This is a genomic window from Algoriphagus sp. AK58, assembly GCF_014324365.1.
GTDB lineage: Bacteria > Bacteroidota > Bacteroidia > Cytophagales > Cyclobacteriaceae > Algoriphagus.
On record NZ_QEIG01000021.1, the window covers coordinates 1 to 16,605 of the forward strand.

The following is a 16,605-nucleotide window of genomic DNA, read 5'->3' on the forward strand; positions in this document are numbered from 1 at the left end:
TTAGTATTGTATTGTGCATGATAGCTGTTTTTTTCATTCTTTTTGTTTTTTTTTTTTTTTTTTTTTTTTCTTGTCTAACTTTTTGGGGGCACCGCATCGAAAGAAGCAGCTCTTTTATTATTCATCCAGTTTTTTGGACATGTTATCTTCAAATTTTTCCAATAGAGGAATATAGTCTTTCAGAATCCTGTCCAGAAAGTCATGTTGAGTTTCCAGATCATAGATAGGGTTGTATTTGATCCGGTCGATGACGATATCCAACCAGGCCTTGCCATCATCGATCAATTCGGCATGAAAGGCTTCGACAGTCAAATCTCTGCTACCAGAAAACGGACCTTTCCCCATTTTCTCAAAGTATTTGCCCATCAGTTTGAGAGCCAGTTCATGGGTGATTTCAAAATTGATAATGAGTTCACGATTTGCTTCTGTTGTATTGAGCTTTTTGGCTCGTTGTGAATAGAGTTCCAATTCCTCCAATGCCTTAGCGTACAGTTCCAGGCATTGTTGGCAGGTTTGAGGTAGGGTTTTCATTCCGATTGATTTGAAATTAAGGTAAGGAAAATTGGCTATTGAAACTTCAAAATACTCCTTTTTTACCTCACATTATAACTCTGCATAAATGGTTGCCCGTTTGGTGCGACGCCTTCCAACTTGAGTCTTCCGCTGAATTTTTCCAGGTATTCCCCTAAGACTTTTGGATCTTTGGCGGGCATCTCATTGACATGAGTAATCACAAATCCATCTCTGAAGCCCAAATCTCTGAGGTATCCACGAGTCAGCGAACTGATCTTGACTCCGTAAGGGATTTTCAGTCGGTCTTTTTCGATGGTATTGACCGCCTCCAATCGAGCACCAATTAGTGCGGAGGAATAATATTCGCGTTTGACGATTCCTGTTCCCCCTTCTAAGTTTTGAAGGGTAAGTGTGGCGGATTTTAAGTCTCCACCTCGCTGATATTCCACGCTGAGCTTATCTCCCGGATAATAGTAAGAAAGTGCTTCCTCAAAGCTTCCTTTTCCTGTGATTTTCCAGTCTCCAATCCGAGTAATCACATCATTTTTCTGGAGTCCTGCATTTTCCGCAGCTCCATTTCTGAGCGTGTGCGTTACAATGACGCCATCCAAGGTCTTGAGCTTCATCTCCTCAGCGAGTTCTGGGGTCACTTCCACCACATCGACTCCTGGGATAGCTTTTTGCACCTCACCGTATTTGATTAAGTCATTGGCGATCTTCATCGCTACATCTACGGGAACTGCAAAACCATAGCCGGTGTAAGAGCCGGTTCGGGAAAGAATGGCGGTATTGATGCCTACCAATTCACCCCTTACATTGACCAAGGCACCGCCTGAGTTACCGGGATTGATCGGCGCGTCAGTTTGAATGAAGCTTTCGAGAGGAAAATCACCTCCAAGGATATTGATTTGCCTTTCCTTGGCAGAAACAATGCCCGCAGTGACGGTAGAGGTCAGGTTGAAGGGGTTGCCCACAGCGAGTACCCACTCTCCGATTTGGAGAGTTCGGCTGGACCCGCGCTTGATTTCTGGCAGATTTTCGGCCTCTATTTTCAATACTGCGATGTCGGTGTTTTTATCTGTGCCCACCAGTTTGGCTTTGTAGGTTCGCTTTTGATGCACCACTTCGATGGTTTCTGCCCGATCGATTACGTGATTGTTGGTAATGATGTAGCCGTCTTTGGAGATAATCACTCCCGAGCCCGTACTGACTTGCTGAGTGGGGCCTGTACCAAAGAAGTAATCAAACATGCTGTACCTGCGGTAATCCGTCCCGCTGAAATTTTTGATGAAAACTACGGATTCTGTACTGTTTTGCGAAGCTTCAATGAAGGAAAGAGGCGGATCAGTGCCTAAAGTTGAAATCGAATTTTGACTGGCTACCTGTGTTGGGATTTGGGACCATGATGGGTATTCTACCTGGCTGGGATTGTCTTCGGGTGCCTGCAAATACATCCAAAGAGCTGCTCCGGCGATACCTGATACAAAGGGAATTGCGAATGATTTCAGAATTGAGTTCATGGCTTTAATTTACTGAATGCGGGAAAATTGGTTTGGGTGAGTGTATTCCGTTCACATTTTTTAAGACCAGAAAGTAAGATGTATGGATCAAAAATTATCCCAAATGCCAAATTGTGACGAAGTGTACAAGGAAAACTCCCTGTATTTGGTAATTTTGTCAGTCTCGGATCGAACCTTCCGCTTGTCGGAAGGTTTTTGTTTGATCCCAAAGTCCTTTTGAATGACCCAACCCAAAAGAATCGCCATTCTCGGCAGTACAGGAAGTATCGGAACCCAAACGCTGGATGTCATCCGGCAGCATCCGGAAGATTTTGTAGTGGAGGTGCTCACCGCTCAAAACAATTGTGATCTTTTGATTTCCCAAGCTTTGGAATTCAACCCCAACGCGGTGGTGATCGGTAATGAGAGCAATTACCAAAAAGTGAAAGAGGCACTTCTTCCTCATGACATCAAGGTGTTTGCAGGCCAAAAAGCGATCGCTCAGGTCGTGGAAATGGAGAGCATTGATGTGGTATTGACCGCTTTGGTGGGCTATTCCGGGTTGATTCCTACGGTGCATGCGATCAAGGCAGGCAAGCAAATTGCTTTGGCCAACAAGGAAACACTGGTAGTAGCGGGAGAAATCATCACAGCTCTGGCAAGGGAAAATGGTGTGAATATTTATCCGGTTGATTCAGAGCACTCGGCTATTTTTCAGTGTTTGGTAGGAGAGTTTCACAATCCCATTGAGAAAATTATCCTAACTGCTTCCGGAGGCCCTTTCCGTGGCAAAGACCGAGCATTCTTGGAAACTGTCACCCGAGAGCAAGCACTCAAGCATCCCAATTGGGACATGGGGGCAAAGATCACCATCGATTCCGCATCTCTAATGAACAAAGGTTTGGAAGTCATCGAGGCCAAGTGGCTTTTTGGATTGAAAACTGAGCAAATCGATGTGGTGGTGCATCCGCAAAGTATTATCCATTCACTGGTGCAGTTTGAGGATGGTTCGATCAAAGCACAACTCGGACTACCGGATATGCGTATCCCCATTCAATTTGCCCTGAGTTATCCGCACCGATTGAAAAGCGACTTTGAGCGGTTCAATTTTGCGAATTATCCAAATTTGACCTTTGAGCAGCCGGATTTGAAAACTTTCCGGAACCTTCAGCTGGCTTTTGACGCGTTGGCAAAAGGTGGAAATGCTCCTTGTGTCCTCAATGCAGCGAATGAAATTGCAGTGGCAGCTTTTCTCAACCGAGAGGTCGGCTTCCTTCAAATGTCTGATCTGATTGAAGAGACTTTGGTAAAAGCTAACTTTGTAGCGCATCCGAGTTTGGAAGATTATGTGGCAAGTGATGCCGAGGCTAGAATGATTACTGAAAATTTAATTAAGTCTAAAGTATAAATGGAAACATTAATTATGGTGGGTCAGCTGCTCCTGGGATTGTCCATCCTAGTGGGCCTTCACGAGCTGGGTCACTTGCTTACCGCCAAGATGTTTGGCATGAGAGTGGAAAAATTCTCCATCGGTTTTCCTCCAAAAATTGCAGGATTCCAATGGGGTGAAACAGAATATTCGATTGGAGCGATTCCTTTGGGGGGATTTGTGAAAATCTCCGGAATGGTGGATGAATCCATGGATACTGCCCAATTGGCATCCGAGCCCCAACCTTGGGAATTTCGTGCCAAGCCGGCTTGGCAGCGGCTGATCGTGATGCTTGGTGGGATCATTGTGAATGTCATTACCGGGATTATCATCTTCGTCGCCTTGGTTTACAAGAATGGTGAAACCTATTTTTCAAGAGATCAGGTGATTGAAAATGGAATCGTTGCGTACGAATACGGTGAAGCCATAGGCCTGAAAACAGGGGACAAAGTTCTGGATATTAATGGCCAACCTTACCAAAGCATCAATGATCTAAGCAGTGGTTCAGCACTGTTGAGCGAGAATGGCTATTACACCGTAGATCGGGATGGTCAGCAGGTAAAAATCGAAATTCCGAGAGGGTTTATCAATACCTTCAATTCGGAGGAATCGTTCAGTAAATTTATTGCTGTCCGCTTTCCTTTTGAAGTTGGGGGAGTAGAACCCGGAAGTGGTGCCGCCGAAGCAGGGATTGATGCAGGGGATAAGATTTTGGCAGTAAACAGCACCCCGATCACTTATTTCGATCAAATGCAATCTGCGCTTCAGAACTTGAAGAGTCAATCGGCTCAGATTGTCCGTCAGAGAGATTCCCAAATCGACACCTTGAATATTCCGGTTTCAGAGGAGGCAAGAATAGGTATTGCAGTCAATCCACTGATCGAGCCCGTGAGAAGAGAATATGCCTTTGTGGAGGCAGTGTCAAAAGGTACAGCGAGGGCATTTGGTGTGGTCATCGTCAATGCCAAGGCACTTGGAAAAATGTTTACCGGAGAGGTTTCAGCCAAGAATGTGAGCGGTCCGATCGGAATGGCCAAAATTTATGGTGCCTCTTGGGACTGGGTCAAATTCTGGAGCATTACGGGGTTGATTTCCATGATTTTGGCCTTTATGAACTTGTTGCCCATCCCGGCATTGGATGGAGGTCATGTGATGTTTTTACTGTACGAAATGGTATCAGGGAGAGCTCCTTCGGATAAATTCCTTGAAAATGCCCAAAAAGTGGGGATGGTTATTTTGCTTGCTTTGATGGTTTTTGCGATAGGAAATGATATTCTGAAGCTGTTCACCTAAGCTACATACCTGCCAAATTGACCTTTTTTCCTTTTGGCATTTCTATTGAACCTTTAGGAAGAACCTTCGGAAATTGAAGGTTCTTCTTCTATTTTAGCTAATTCGTGACAGCGCTGCTGTCAATCTGTCTATATGAGCCAATTCGAAAATTCTTTATTCCAAAACCTTATGAACGGGGATTATGCCGGTGAAGGGGATCTGATCCAGTTGATTACCGATGAGGAGGAGGAAGATACAGGCAAGGAGGAGTTTGGAGACGAAATTCCTGTCCTTTCGGTTAGAAATACTGTTCTTTTCCCGGGCGTGGTAATTCCAATCACGGTAGGTCGGCAGCGCTCGATCAGATTGGTCAAAAAAGCCCATAAAGGAAATAAACTGATCGGTGTCTGCGCGCAGATCAATCCCAATCATGATGATCCTTCTTGGGAAGATATATACCATGTCGGCACCCTTGCCAAAATCATTAAGATGATCGTGCTTCCTGATGGAAATACTACGATCATTATTCAGGGGAAAAAGCGATTCAAGATCCGGGAACAGGTTACTGACGACCCTTACTTTATTGCCAAAGTAGATTATCTGGAGGAAAACTTCCCGAAAAACTCTAAAAAGATCAAAGCTTTGGAGGAATCCCTGAAGGATGCAGCAACCAAAATCCTTCACCTTAATCCTGAGATTCCCCGGGAAGCCCAAGTGGCTTTGGATAATATTGACAATACGCCATTCCTCACGCACTTTCTCTCCTCCAATATCAATGCTCCTGTAGAGGCTAAGCAGCGTCTTCTAGAGATTAACGATGGAGTAGAGCGGGCTACGCTGCTCTTGGAATTCATGATGAAGGACATCCAGATGCTGGAGCTGAAATCTGAAATCCAAAAGAAAGTACATACAGACATCGATCAGCAACAGCGGGATTATTTCCTTCGTCAGCAGATGAAAGTCCTTCAAACCGAGCTTGGTGAAGAAGGACCGGAGAAAGAGGTGGAAGATCTTCGTGCCCGGGGAGAAAAGAAAAACTGGCCAGCGGAAGTCAAGAAGCATTTCGAAAAGGAGTTGGATAAGATTTTACGAATCAATCCATCTGCGGCCGAATATCCTATTGCGCTCAACTATGCTGAAACCATGGTCGAATTGCCATGGAATGAGTTTACGCAGGATAATTTTGACCTCAAGCATGCTCGTGCCATTCTGGATGCGGATCACTTTGGTCTTGAAAAAGTAAAGGACAGGATCATCGAATACTTGGCTGTTTTGAAATTGAAGAACGACCTCAAAGGTCCGATTCTTTGTCTTTATGGCCCTCCCGGTGTAGGGAAGACTTCACTGGGGAAATCAATAGCTTCTGCTTTGGGAAGAAAATATATCCGCATGTCTCTTGGAGGCCTTCATGATGAAGCCGAAATCCGTGGACATAGAAAGACCTACGTGGGAGCAATGCCGGGAAAAATTATCCAGAACATGAAGAAGGTGAAGATCTCCAATCCTGTATTTGTGTTGGATGAGATTGATAAACTATCCTCTGACTTCAGGGGGGATCCTTCTTCGGCATTTTTGGAAGTCTTGGACCCTGAGCAAAACAGTGCCTTCATGGACAATTACCTGGAGGTAGAGTATGACCTAAGCAAAGTCTTGTTTATTGCCACAGCCAACTCACTCGATACCATTCAGCCTGCCCTTCGTGACCGAATGGAAATTATCGAAGTGACCGGCTATACCCAAGAAGAAAAACTGGAAATCGCCAAGCGACATTTGGTACCTAAGCAGCGAAAAGAGCATGGTCTGAAAACCAAAGACATCTCCTTCGAAAAAGCTGCTCTGGTCAAAATTATTGAAGATTATACCCGTGAATCCGGTGTCAGAAGCCTGGAGCGAGCGATCGGAAAAGTGATTCGGAATATTGCCAAGTCCATTGCCATGGAGGAGGAATATGACCACAAGATCACACCTGAGGCAGTGAGAAAGATCTTAGGTTCGGAGATATTCGACAAAGAAATTTATCAGGACAATACAGTAGCAGGTGTGGTAACGGGATTGGCCTGGACCAGTGTGGGGGGAGAAATTCTGTTTATCGAATCCAGCCTAAGCAGGGGAAGAGGAAAATTGACACTTTCCGGCCAGTTGGGAGAGGTGATGAAGGAGTCGGCAATGACCGCACTTTCTTACCTCAAATCCAAAGCTGAAAAGCTTGGAATCGACCACCGTGTATTTGACCAATATGATCTTCATATTCACGTGCCTGCGGGTGCGGTACCCAAAGATGGACCTTCCGCAGGGATCACCATGCTTACGGCGATGGCTTCTGTCTACACCCAGCGAAAGGTAAAAGCCAAGGTGGCAATGACCGGGGAGATCAGCTTGATCGGAAAGGTCATGCCTGTAGGCGGGATCAAGGAGAAAATCCTGGCCGCCAAACGTGCAGGGATCAAAGAGATCATTCTGTGCAAGAAAAACAAAAGGGATATCGAAGAAATCGATGCTCAGTACATCAAGGGTATTGAGTTCCATTTTGTAGACAAAGTGGATGAGGTATTGAATATCGCTTTGACCAAGACCAAAGTGGAAAACCCGCTAAAATTCACTTTCTCTTCCAAATCCAAGTCTGCTGAATAAACCACCTATTCGATAGGGGCTTCCTTGTGATTCAGGGAGGCCTTTTTCACTCTTTTTCGAAGCGGAGAAAGCTTCAACTTCTTAAACCACAACATCATGAATCAAATCGAATCACTTACTCCCAGACAGATTGTCGAAGAGCTTGATAAATACATCATCGGTCAAAAAGATGCCAAGCGAAATGTGGCGATCGCACTTCGAAACAGGATACGCCGAATGATGGTCAAATCGGATATCCAAAAAGACATTGTGCCCAACAATATCCTGATGATCGGAAGTACCGGTGTCGGAAAAACCGAAATTGCCCGTCGTTTGGCCAAAATTGCACAAGCTCCATTTACCAAAGTGGAAGCCTCCAAATTCACTGAAGTAGGCTATGTAGGTCGGGATGTGGAAAGCATGGTGAGAGATCTCGTAGAGCAAAGTGTCCACTTGGTAAGAGAGGTGAAAAAAGAAGAGGTGAAAGTGAAGGCTGCCGAAGCGGTGGAGGAAGTCATCTTGGATATTCTTATTCCTCCGGTAAAAAGTGCGGGCTTCACAAGACCTATGTCCATCAATCCTGAATTAGAGAGTGAGCCCAATTCAGATACCGAGTTGAATGAACGTACCCGTGAACGTTTCCGGGAAAAGCTTCGCAACGGAGAATTGGATGAGCGAAAAATCGAGATCAATGTCAAAGCGGCTGCTCCTGTAGGAATCGGGATGATCGGCAACGGCATGATCGATGATGCCAGCATGGCAGGTCTGCAGGATATGATCTCAGGCATGATGCCTAAAAAAACGAAAAAGAGGAAGCTTTCCATCGCTGAAGCACGAAAGGTGCTGCTCGAGGAGGAAATGTCCAAACTGATTGATTTTGATGAGGTCAAAGAAGAGGCGATTCGACTTGCCGAAAACAACGGGATCATCTTCATCGATGAGATCGATAAAATCGCCTCCAAGTCCGGAAAAGGAGGCGGCGGGCCTGATGTAAGTCGTGAGGGTGTGCAGCGGGATTTGCTTCCGATCGTGGAGGGTTCCAGCGTGAATACCAAATACGGAGTGATCAATACCGATCATATTCTCTTTATCGCAGCAGGAGCATTTCACGTCAGCAAGCCTTCGGATTTGATCCCAGAGCTTCAGGGTCGATTCCCGATCAGAGTGGAGTTGCAGAGCTTGACTCAGGAGGATTTCACACGAATCCTGAAAGAACCCAAGAACGCTTTGACTAAGCAGTATCAGGCCTTGTTTGAAGCAGAAGAGGTGTCTTTGGCCTTCACGGATGAAGCGATCGATGAGATTGCTCGATTGGCGTTTTTAATCAATCAGGAGGTAGAGAATATTGGCGCAAGAAGACTTCATACCGTAATGAGTCATTTGCTCAATGACTTCCTGTTTGAAGTTCCTGATCTGATCGAACCCAATTCCAAGATCATGGTGACCCGTGAAATGGTACAGGAGCGGTTAAACACTTTGGTCAAGAACAGAGATTTGTCGCAATATATTTTATAATAATCGGGGTGCTTTTGGGTGCCATGTTGACTTATGAAAACCCTATTGATTCTCACAGGTCATACCAAAGGACTTGGTCATGCCATTTTGGATCAATTCCTTTCTTTGGAAGGGATTCAGGTCGTTGCCTTGTCACGGTCTAGCTTGGAAATAGCACATTCCAATCTAACTGAGATTGCCTTGGATCTCAGTGATTTGAATGGCTTGGAGGCAAATTTGCCCAAGTTTTTCCCCAAAGTACAGGTTGACCGGTATATCCTCATCAACAATGCCGGATGGATAGGGGAGGTGAAGCCTGTGGGCAAGCTCAATCCAAAAGGGATACAGCGGGTGATGAATCTGAACCTGCTGGCACCGATGATTTTGACAGATGCCTTTGTGAAAGCATATGGTCAGCAGAAGGGGCAGAAAATCATTTGCAATATCAGCTCAGGAGCTGCTCATAAACCCTTACCTGGCTGGGGAGAATATTGTTCGAGTAAAGCAGGTTTGGCCATGTTTTCCAAGGTGGCAAATGAGGAATTAAAATCTTTGGGTTTTCGAGTGTTTTCTTTAGCCCCCGGAATAGTGGATACCGAAATGCAATCTGAAATCAGACAAGCCGATGTTCAGAATTTTCCAGCCCTAGATCGTTTTGTGGGTTACAAAAGAGATGGGAGGCTTACTTTGCCGGAAGAAGTTGCCGCAAAGATTTTCTATCTGATATCCCACCCTGAGCATTTTGAAGAGGTGGTACAGGATGTGAGAGATTTTTAAGTCTTCTTTTTTGGGAAATCCACAAACCAAACTTCTGCTGTTTTGGGGCCAAAGTCTTTCCAATGTTCGGATTTTAGCTTGAATCCAAACTGTCCGGAAGTAGGCAGGTTTTCAATTTTACCACCCAGGTATTCGATCAAGTCATTGAACCCGGGATTATGACCAACGAGGAATAAGGTGTTTTTTGAATCCTTCTGCTGGTGGATATATTTCAAAATGGCATTGGGTGAGGCGTGAAAGAGATTTTTTTCACAAATGATTTCTTCCTCAGGAAATTCAAGTTCTTTGGCGATGATGCGGGCAGTCTCTGCAGCTCTGATGGCAGTCGATGAAAGGAAGAGGTCAGGATAAATGCCTCTCTTTTTTAACCGTTTGGCCATTTTGGGCGCATCCCGAAGTCCACGCTCAGCCAAAGGCCTGTCATGGTCACTTAGCCAAGGATTGTCCCAAGCGGATTTTGCATGTCTGATCAAAATAATTTTTTTCATTTTGGCAGAAAATAAACGATTATTTTGTTTTTTTTAATCAAATATTTACATTTAGAGCACTTTCAATTACAATTTATCACAATTCATTATGTTTACCGGAACAGTAAAATTTTACAATGAAGCCAAAGGTTTCGGATTTATCGTTGATGACGAAACTCAGGGTGACGTGTTTGTACACGCTACTGGGTTAGTTGACAAAGTTGCTCAAAACGACAAAGTTACCTACGACATCAAAGATGGTAAAAAAGGACCCAACGCCATCAACGTCAAAAAGGCCTAACATATTCTCTAGAATGTATTAGCTTACTGAATCCTCTGAATGATTTATTCAGAGGATTTTTTGTTTTCGTCATTCTCGGAATCCTTCTCTTCCAGGTTGAATTTGGGCACTTCTTTGATGTAAAGGTCCCGTTGAGGGTAGGGGATCTTGATATGATTGTTATTGAATGCCTCGAAGATGTCAGACATTACTTTATTGCGGACATCCAGCATGGTATCCATGCTCTCTATCCACAGCAATATCCTGAAATCCACTGAACTTTCATTGAAATTTTGCATCAGTACCCTTGGTGCAGGATATTTCAAAATTTCTTCTTTGTCGAGTACTTTTTCGATCAGCTCCCGGACTTTATTCATATCCGAATCATAAGATACCCCAATGAGAAGTTCGATTCTTCTTTTTTTGTCCGAAAGAGTCCAGTTGATCAAACTTCTTGAAAGCAATTCACCGTTTGGAACCACAATTTCGGAGCCGTCATAAGCCTGTATTTTACTTGCCCGGATTCCTACCTCTTTGACTTTTCCCGTGAGGGTTCCCACCTCAATATCATCTCCGATTTGGATAGGTCTTTCGAAAGCAAGGATCACGCCTGAGACTAGGTTGTTGATGATGGTTTGCAAACCAAAGCCAATACCTACCGAAAGGGCACCCAGCACAATTGTAATTTTGTCCAAGGGGATTTTAGCAGCTGTAGCAGCAATGATAAAGCCTACTGTAAGTACTCCAAGTCTGATCAAAAGGACTGAGCTTCCCAGTTTTTTACTTCTGGTGTCTGTCTTTTTTTGATCCTTGAGGGAAATGAAATAGGCTAGATTATTGGCGATGATGAAAGAAGCATAAACCAAACCCAAAAACAGCAGAATGCCTCCGAAAGTGAAAGTGGCTTCTCCAAGTGATCTTTCGGTGGAAAGTATTTCGGTCAGCAATTCGCCGACATAATCACTCAAGGCAAGATTATGAAGGAAAATGATCAGCCAGAAAAAGACTGCCAAAAACAGGAATAAACTCCTGCTTCGTTTTTGGATGGCCTGAAAATCCAGAAATGAAGTCAAATCATCGGTGCCCTTCCTGTTTTCCAACAGGATGTAAATGATCTCCATGACTGCTTTGACAAAGAAATACATGCAGACCCCATAAATAAATCCCACCGTTCCTGCCACGCTCAGGATTTTCGCCAAGCTGAATCTGCCTAACACATTGGCAAGAAAACCGGAAATCAAAAAAATCATGGTTAGAAGCTTCAGTTTGTTTAAAAACAAAACTTCATTGGCGTCGTCAGATTCAAATTTTTTGGGGATTTGCCAGAGCAGGAATAGGTAAATCAAATTACTGATTTGGAAATACATCCGCTCTTGATAGGCGATTTCCCAGTAAAGATTACTGATCGAGACAAATACAAATGCGAAAACCAGAACAAGCCATTTTAAGGCGCTCGATAACTTGAATCTGCTGAAAATTAAAATAGTGGAGAAAATAACCTGTAAATAGATAAAGAAGGTTAATAGGGCTATAGATCCCGTGTCAAACAAGAAAAAAACCAAAGGCAGCACGGCCATCATAGTGGTAGCCAATACCTGATTTTTAAGGTAGTTGGTTCTTCCCAGTATGATTGCTCCGAATTCTTTGTCTTTGGAGATTTTCAAGACAATTCGTTTTAAGGCCAGATAGCCTATTAAAAGAACCAACACGGAAAAAATACTGAGGGAGGGATGAAGGAAAAGTTGCCTTTTTAGAAAAAAGAAATTGAGCGAAAGCGATTCCTTGGTGATATCCAAGATGGATTTGGGAGAAGGAATGTCATAGGTTTCCCAGAAATAGTTGATTTCTTTTTTGAGGAGATTTTTTTCGAGGAAGGTCTTATTGGTGTCCACATACCGTTCCAATTCCAGCAATCCTATGGTAATTCGACTGAGTTTTGCCTGGTAGGTGGCAGCAAGTAGCTCTTGTTGATAAATGGTGCTATCCAGATAGTGGATATTGATTCTTAAATTTTGAATTTCATCTGAGTAAGCTGTCAGCAGCGTAGTATCCCGGAGTTTGTACAAGAAAAAATCGTCCCTTTTTATGGCCCTTAAGGTGCTGTCCAGGTATTGAAGCCTATCGAGTCTGGATTGGGCTAGTTGATCCAACTCCTGGTTATTTTCTTTTATGGAGCCAAGAATTCGCTCTAAAGCTAAAATGTATCTGAAATTGAACTTGGTGTTCGGAGTTTTGACACGGTTTTCCAAAGCTCTTAGGGTTTCCTCCATTTCCGGTATTTCTTCGTGGAAGCGTATCGTATCCAGCTTGTCCTGAAGTTCGATTCGGATTTCATTGGCCAGGAGACTAAAAGTTTTTCCCTTTCTAATCAGCTCCTCCAAACTTGGGAAGTCAGCATCAAAACGGGTTGTTCGGTTGGAGAGCGTGTCTTTGACCAACAAGCTGTCCTTGGCAGAGACAAAAAGTGAATCCGAAAAAGACCGCTTTACACTGTCTTGGGAAAACACCTCTGTGGGCAAGGAAAAACAAAGACAGAATAGAAGTTGGAGAAAGATTTTTTGCATAAAAGCCGTCTTACGAATCTAAAATAAAAATTAATTCAGAAAGCTAGTAGGTTTTTGTCATTGAGGAAATTGCCGAGAATAGAATTATTCAAACAGGACATTTTGACTTAATTCTATCTTGAATAATTGGGATTTCTGGACAAAATGACCTGAAAATCCCGCTGGTACAGTATTTACATAGCTGTAATTGTAAAACAAACCAACACAACTATGAAACTTGTAAGATACAATCAGTTGGACCCACAGTTTCCGGCGAGCTTTAGCGGAATGCTGGATCGGTTCTTTTCTGACTCTATGAGCGCAGCTTTGAAGCAATTTACCCCAGCGGTAGATATTGCGGAAGATGAAAAAGCCTATGAAATCCACGTGGCTGTCCCCGGTGTCAAGAAATCCGATTTCAAAATCACGCTTTTGGACGGTAAATTGACTATCTCAGGCGAAAGAAAGCAGGAGGAGAAGAAGGATGGGAAAAATTTCCATACTGTAGAGACCCAATACGGAAGTTTTAGCAGATCCTTTTTTCTCCCTGAAGATGTGGTTGCTGATCAGATTGGGGCTTCTTATGAAAATGGAGTACTCCAACTGACATTGCCAAAAAGAGAAAAAAAGATAACCCAGACCACCATTGAGGTCAAATAAGGGGATGAGCGGGGAAACCCGCTCTGTTTATTTTTGTTATTCTTATGAGCTGCCCAAAAAGCGGTTAATTCTTGTTAATTTGAGACCTTATATACATCCAAAGACTTTCAAATAATGTCTTATGGGTAGAAAATTTGCAGTATAAATCTTTCTAAAGAAAACGATAACTATGAGTAAGAGACAGTTCTTTCTTGGGGTACTTCTGGCGGCCTTGGTGGGTGGAGTTGTGGCATTGGCCGGAGTGAGTTTTTTGCTCAAACCCCAAAATGCAGGCACTTTCGATGAAAAGCAGCAAACAAGCTTTGTAAATCTGCTTTCGGGCGAAAATTTCACTATTCCGGATGGAATCAACTTTGTGGCTTCTGCCCAACTGGTGACTCCGGCGGTGGTACACGTAAAAAGTCAAGTAGCCTATTCGCCAAGAGCTCAACGTGACCCGATTCAGGAGTTTTTCGGTATTCCCGATCCCAGAGTCAATCCTCCCGGCCAAGGTGGAACAATGCCTATGAGTTCGGGGTCAGGAGTGATCATTTCTTCAGATGGGTACATCGTCACCAACAATCACGTGATCGATGGAGCTACCAAAGTAGATATCTCCCTTGATAACAATAAGCGGTATGAGGCCACGGTCATTGGGACAGATCCTACTACTGACTTGGCTTTATTGAAAATCGAGGCGAATAACCTCCCTTTTGTCAAGTTTGGAGATTCGGATCAAACCAAAATTGGAGAGTGGGTCTTGGCTGTGGGTAATCCATTTGATCTCAATTCCACAGTGACTGCCGGAATTATTTCTGCCAAGGCAAGAAACATAGGCATTTTGAGAGGCGTAGAAAATAACCTGCAAATCGAGTCTTTTCTTCAGACTGATGCTGTGGTAAATCCCGGTAACTCCGGAGGAGCTTTGGTCAACCTAGCAGGTGAACTGATCGGTATCAACACGGCGATTGCTTCCAATACAGGTACTTTCTCCGGTTATTCATTTGCAGTGCCCAGCACCTTGGTCAAAAAGGTCATGGACGACCTGATGAAATATGGCGCGGTACAAAGAGGCTTGTTGGGTGTGTCTATTCAAAGCGTGAGTCCCGAATTGGCTGACGCGCTGGAAAAGAAATTCCCGGTAGAACAAGGCGTCTATGTAGGTGGAGTGAATGAGAACTCAGCAGGAAAAGAAGCAGGTATCAAAGAGGGCGACATCATCATCAGCATTGATGGAAAGGCAGTAAACAACGTAGCGATGCTTCAGGAAATGGTAGCAAGAAAGCGTCCTGGAGATAAAGTGGAGGTAGAGTATATCCGTGATGGAAAGACCTCAAAAACCACAGCTACGCTGAAAAACTTCTCCGGCGATACCAATATTGTCAAGCGGGAGGTGCCAAAAACTTATTCCTTTGAAGGCCTGACTTTTGAAGATGTCAAGCAGCAGACCAAAGACCAATTGAAGATTACCGGAGGAGCTGTGATCAAGTCCAATTCCAACGAAAATTGGAGAAAAGCCGGGGCAAGAAACGGCTTTATTATCACCTCGGTCATTTCGGACTCAGGCCGTAAAAAAGTAACCAATTCACAAGACATGATTGACTTTCTGGAGGAATCCCAAGGACAGGAAATTGTGGTTTTGGGTATGTTCCCGGATGGGACAGACTACTACTTCGAAGTAGAATTGAATTAATCAGAATCCATTCATATAAAAGCCGGTGCAAACCGGCTTTTTTTATGCCTGCTTTTTTCTACTTTCAAATTCAATAAACCCACCAAACCTTATGAATAAAAACCTATTTCTAGTCCTGATTTGCTTGATCGGAATGCAATCCAGCCTGACTGCTCAGGTGATTTCTCCGGCAGGAAAAACGCCCGTAGCCGGCATCTCTCAAGAGCGTGTGAACAAATTGGACGCCATGCTGGAAGAAGCAATTCAAAGAGAACAAGTGCCCGGCTTAGTAGCGATGGTAGTCAAAAACGGTCAAGTGGTCTATCATTCGGCCAAGGGCTTTGCAGATGTGGAAAGCGGGAAGAGCATGGAGAAAAATTCCATTTTCCGGATTGCCTCCCAGACCAAAGCAATTACCTCCACAGCAATCATGATCCTATGGGAAGAAGGCAAATTCCGCTTGGATGATCCGATTTCCAAATACATTCCTGAATTCAAAAACCCTCAGGTCTTGAACACCTTTCGCTATGCGGATACCACCTATACTACCAAACCAAGCAGTCGAGAAATCACCATTCGCCACCTCTTGACTCACACTTCAGGCTTAGGCTATGGCGTGATCGATGGGGATGAGCGGATGAAAATGATTTACCACAAAGCCGGAGTGGTGGATCTGTTCACCACTGAAAAAGTGACCATTGGAGAAAGTGTCAAGCGACTGGCTAAGCTTCCTCTTCACCACGAACCTGGAGCCAAATACACCTACAGCGAGGGATTGGATGTCTTGGGATATCTGGTAGAGATCATTTCAGGAAAACCCTTTGATGTCTTTTTGAAGGAACGGATTTTTGATCCAATTGGGATGAACGATACCCGATTTTATCTGAGCGAAGCACAAGCTCCAAGACTGGTGACAGTGCACACTCGCAAGGATAACAAATGGGCCTCGTATCCGGTGACATTTTATGATCCTGCCTATCCTAAAACTGGCGCAAAGACCTTTTTCTCCGGAGGAGCAGGCCTTTCCAGTACGACAGAAGATTATGCCAAGTTCCTTCAGATGTATCTGAATGGAGGGATTTACAACGGCAAGCGTATCCTCAGTCCGCATACCATCCATACCATGATGCAAAATCAAGTTGGGGATCTTTGGAATGCTGACCGCTACCATGGGATAGGATTCGGTGTCGTGACGGACAAGGGCGTGGCCATGGGCGGAATGGGCAGCAAAGGCACCTTTGATTGGGGAGGGTATTTTAACACCCAATACTTTGCCGATCCTCAGACGGGTATTATCGGGTTGATTTTCAAACAAACCTCTGGTGCCGGAAACGGGGATGAGACGGGTTGGAAGTTCCGTCAGATGGTATTTACATTGGTGGAGTAAGTGTGGTGTGTGGGGACACCCAC

The 16,605-nt window shown here is 44.2% G+C and carries 13 protein-coding genes; 9 read left to right on the forward strand and 4 right to left on the reverse strand.

Annotated elements, in window-relative coordinates:
• Window positions 1–117: 117 nt before the first annotated feature.
• Both DDT91_RS17730 and DDT91_RS17735 read right to left on the reverse strand, forming a co-directional pair.
• Entirely contained in the window at window positions 118–531 is a 414-nt protein-coding gene (locus DDT91_RS17730; RefSeq protein WP_187177536.1) for a nucleotidyltransferase substrate binding protein, read from the reverse strand.
• Between the two features lie 62 nt (window positions 532–593).
• Window positions 594–2,033, reverse strand: coding sequence for a S1C family serine protease (locus DDT91_RS17735; RefSeq protein ID WP_187177537.1), 1,440 nt, complete (start codon window positions 2,031–2,033; stop codon window positions 594–596).
• A gap of 220 nt (window positions 2,034–2,253) precedes the next feature.
• On the opposite strand from DDT91_RS17735, the gene DDT91_RS17740 reads away from it, so the two are divergent.
• The 5 genes from DDT91_RS17740 to DDT91_RS17760 all read left to right on the forward strand — a co-directional run bounded on the left by DDT91_RS17740 (window position 2,254) and on the right by DDT91_RS17760 (window position 9,594).
• On the forward strand, window positions 2,254–3,420 hold the full coding sequence (locus DDT91_RS17740) for a 1-deoxy-D-xylulose-5-phosphate reductoisomerase (protein ID WP_187177538.1): 1,167 nt from the start codon (window positions 2,254–2,256) through the stop codon (window positions 3,418–3,420).
• A complete protein-coding gene (gene rseP, locus DDT91_RS17745; protein ID WP_187177539.1) occupies window positions 3,421–4,734 on the forward strand; it encodes an RIP metalloprotease RseP in 1,314 nt (437 codons plus the stop codon).
• A gap of 132 nt (window positions 4,735–4,866) precedes the next feature.
• Complete coding sequence (gene lon, locus DDT91_RS17750; protein ID WP_187177540.1) at window positions 4,867–7,344, forward strand: endopeptidase La; 2,478 nt, start codon at window positions 4,867–4,869, stop codon at window positions 7,342–7,344.
• A gap of 96 nt (window positions 7,345–7,440) precedes the next feature.
• Window positions 7,441–8,838 carry an ATP-dependent protease ATPase subunit HslU gene (gene hslU, locus DDT91_RS17755; protein ID WP_187177541.1) on the forward strand — a complete coding sequence of 466 codons (1,398 nt, stop codon included), beginning with the start codon at window positions 7,441–7,443 and terminating at the stop codon, window positions 8,836–8,838.
• 33 nt (window positions 8,839–8,871) lie between these two features.
• Window positions 8,872–9,594: an SDR family NAD(P)-dependent oxidoreductase gene (locus DDT91_RS17760; RefSeq protein WP_187177542.1), complete on the forward strand. Its 723-nt coding sequence runs from the start codon at window positions 8,872–8,874 to the stop codon at window positions 9,592–9,594.
• Here the strand turns inward: DDT91_RS17760 and DDT91_RS17765 are convergent.
• Window positions 9,591–10,082 carry a histidine phosphatase family protein gene (locus tag DDT91_RS17765; RefSeq protein ID WP_187177543.1) on the reverse strand — a complete coding sequence of 164 codons (492 nt, stop codon included), beginning with the start codon at window positions 10,080–10,082 and terminating at the stop codon, window positions 9,591–9,593. The two genes, DDT91_RS17760 and DDT91_RS17765, sit on opposite strands and share 4 nt — an antisense overlap.
• 88 nt (window positions 10,083–10,170) lie before the next feature.
• On the opposite strand from DDT91_RS17765, the gene DDT91_RS17770 reads away from it, so the two are divergent.
• Window positions 10,171–10,362, forward strand: a complete 192-nt coding sequence (locus tag DDT91_RS17770) for a cold-shock protein (RefSeq protein WP_067545283.1) — start codon at window positions 10,171–10,173, stop codon at window positions 10,360–10,362.
• 44 nt (window positions 10,363–10,406) lie between these two features.
• Here DDT91_RS17770 and DDT91_RS17775 read toward each other — a convergent pair whose 3' ends face one another.
• Window positions 10,407–12,905, reverse strand: a complete 2,499-nt coding sequence (locus tag DDT91_RS17775) for a mechanosensitive ion channel family protein (RefSeq protein WP_187177544.1) — start codon at window positions 12,903–12,905, stop codon at window positions 10,407–10,409.
• 210 nt (window positions 12,906–13,115) lie between these two features.
• Between DDT91_RS17775 and DDT91_RS17780 the strand changes: the two genes are divergently transcribed.
• The 3 genes from DDT91_RS17780 (at window position 13,116) to DDT91_RS17790 (ending at window position 16,582) form a co-directional block, all read left to right on the forward strand.
• Entirely contained in the window at window positions 13,116–13,544 is a 429-nt protein-coding gene (locus DDT91_RS17780) for an Hsp20/alpha crystallin family protein (protein WP_187177545.1), read from the forward strand.
• A gap of 169 nt (window positions 13,545–13,713) precedes the next feature.
• Window positions 13,714–15,216 carry a S1C family serine protease gene (locus DDT91_RS17785; protein ID WP_187177546.1) on the forward strand — a complete coding sequence of 501 codons (1,503 nt, stop codon included), beginning with the start codon at window positions 13,714–13,716 and terminating at the stop codon, window positions 15,214–15,216.
• A 91-nt stretch (window positions 15,217–15,307) separates the two neighbouring features.
• Window positions 15,308–16,582 (forward strand): serine hydrolase domain-containing protein, encoded by a 1,275-nt coding sequence (locus DDT91_RS17790; protein WP_187177547.1) that lies wholly within the window; start codon window positions 15,308–15,310, stop codon window positions 16,580–16,582.
• The last annotated feature ends 23 nt before the right edge of the window (window positions 16,583–16,605 follow it).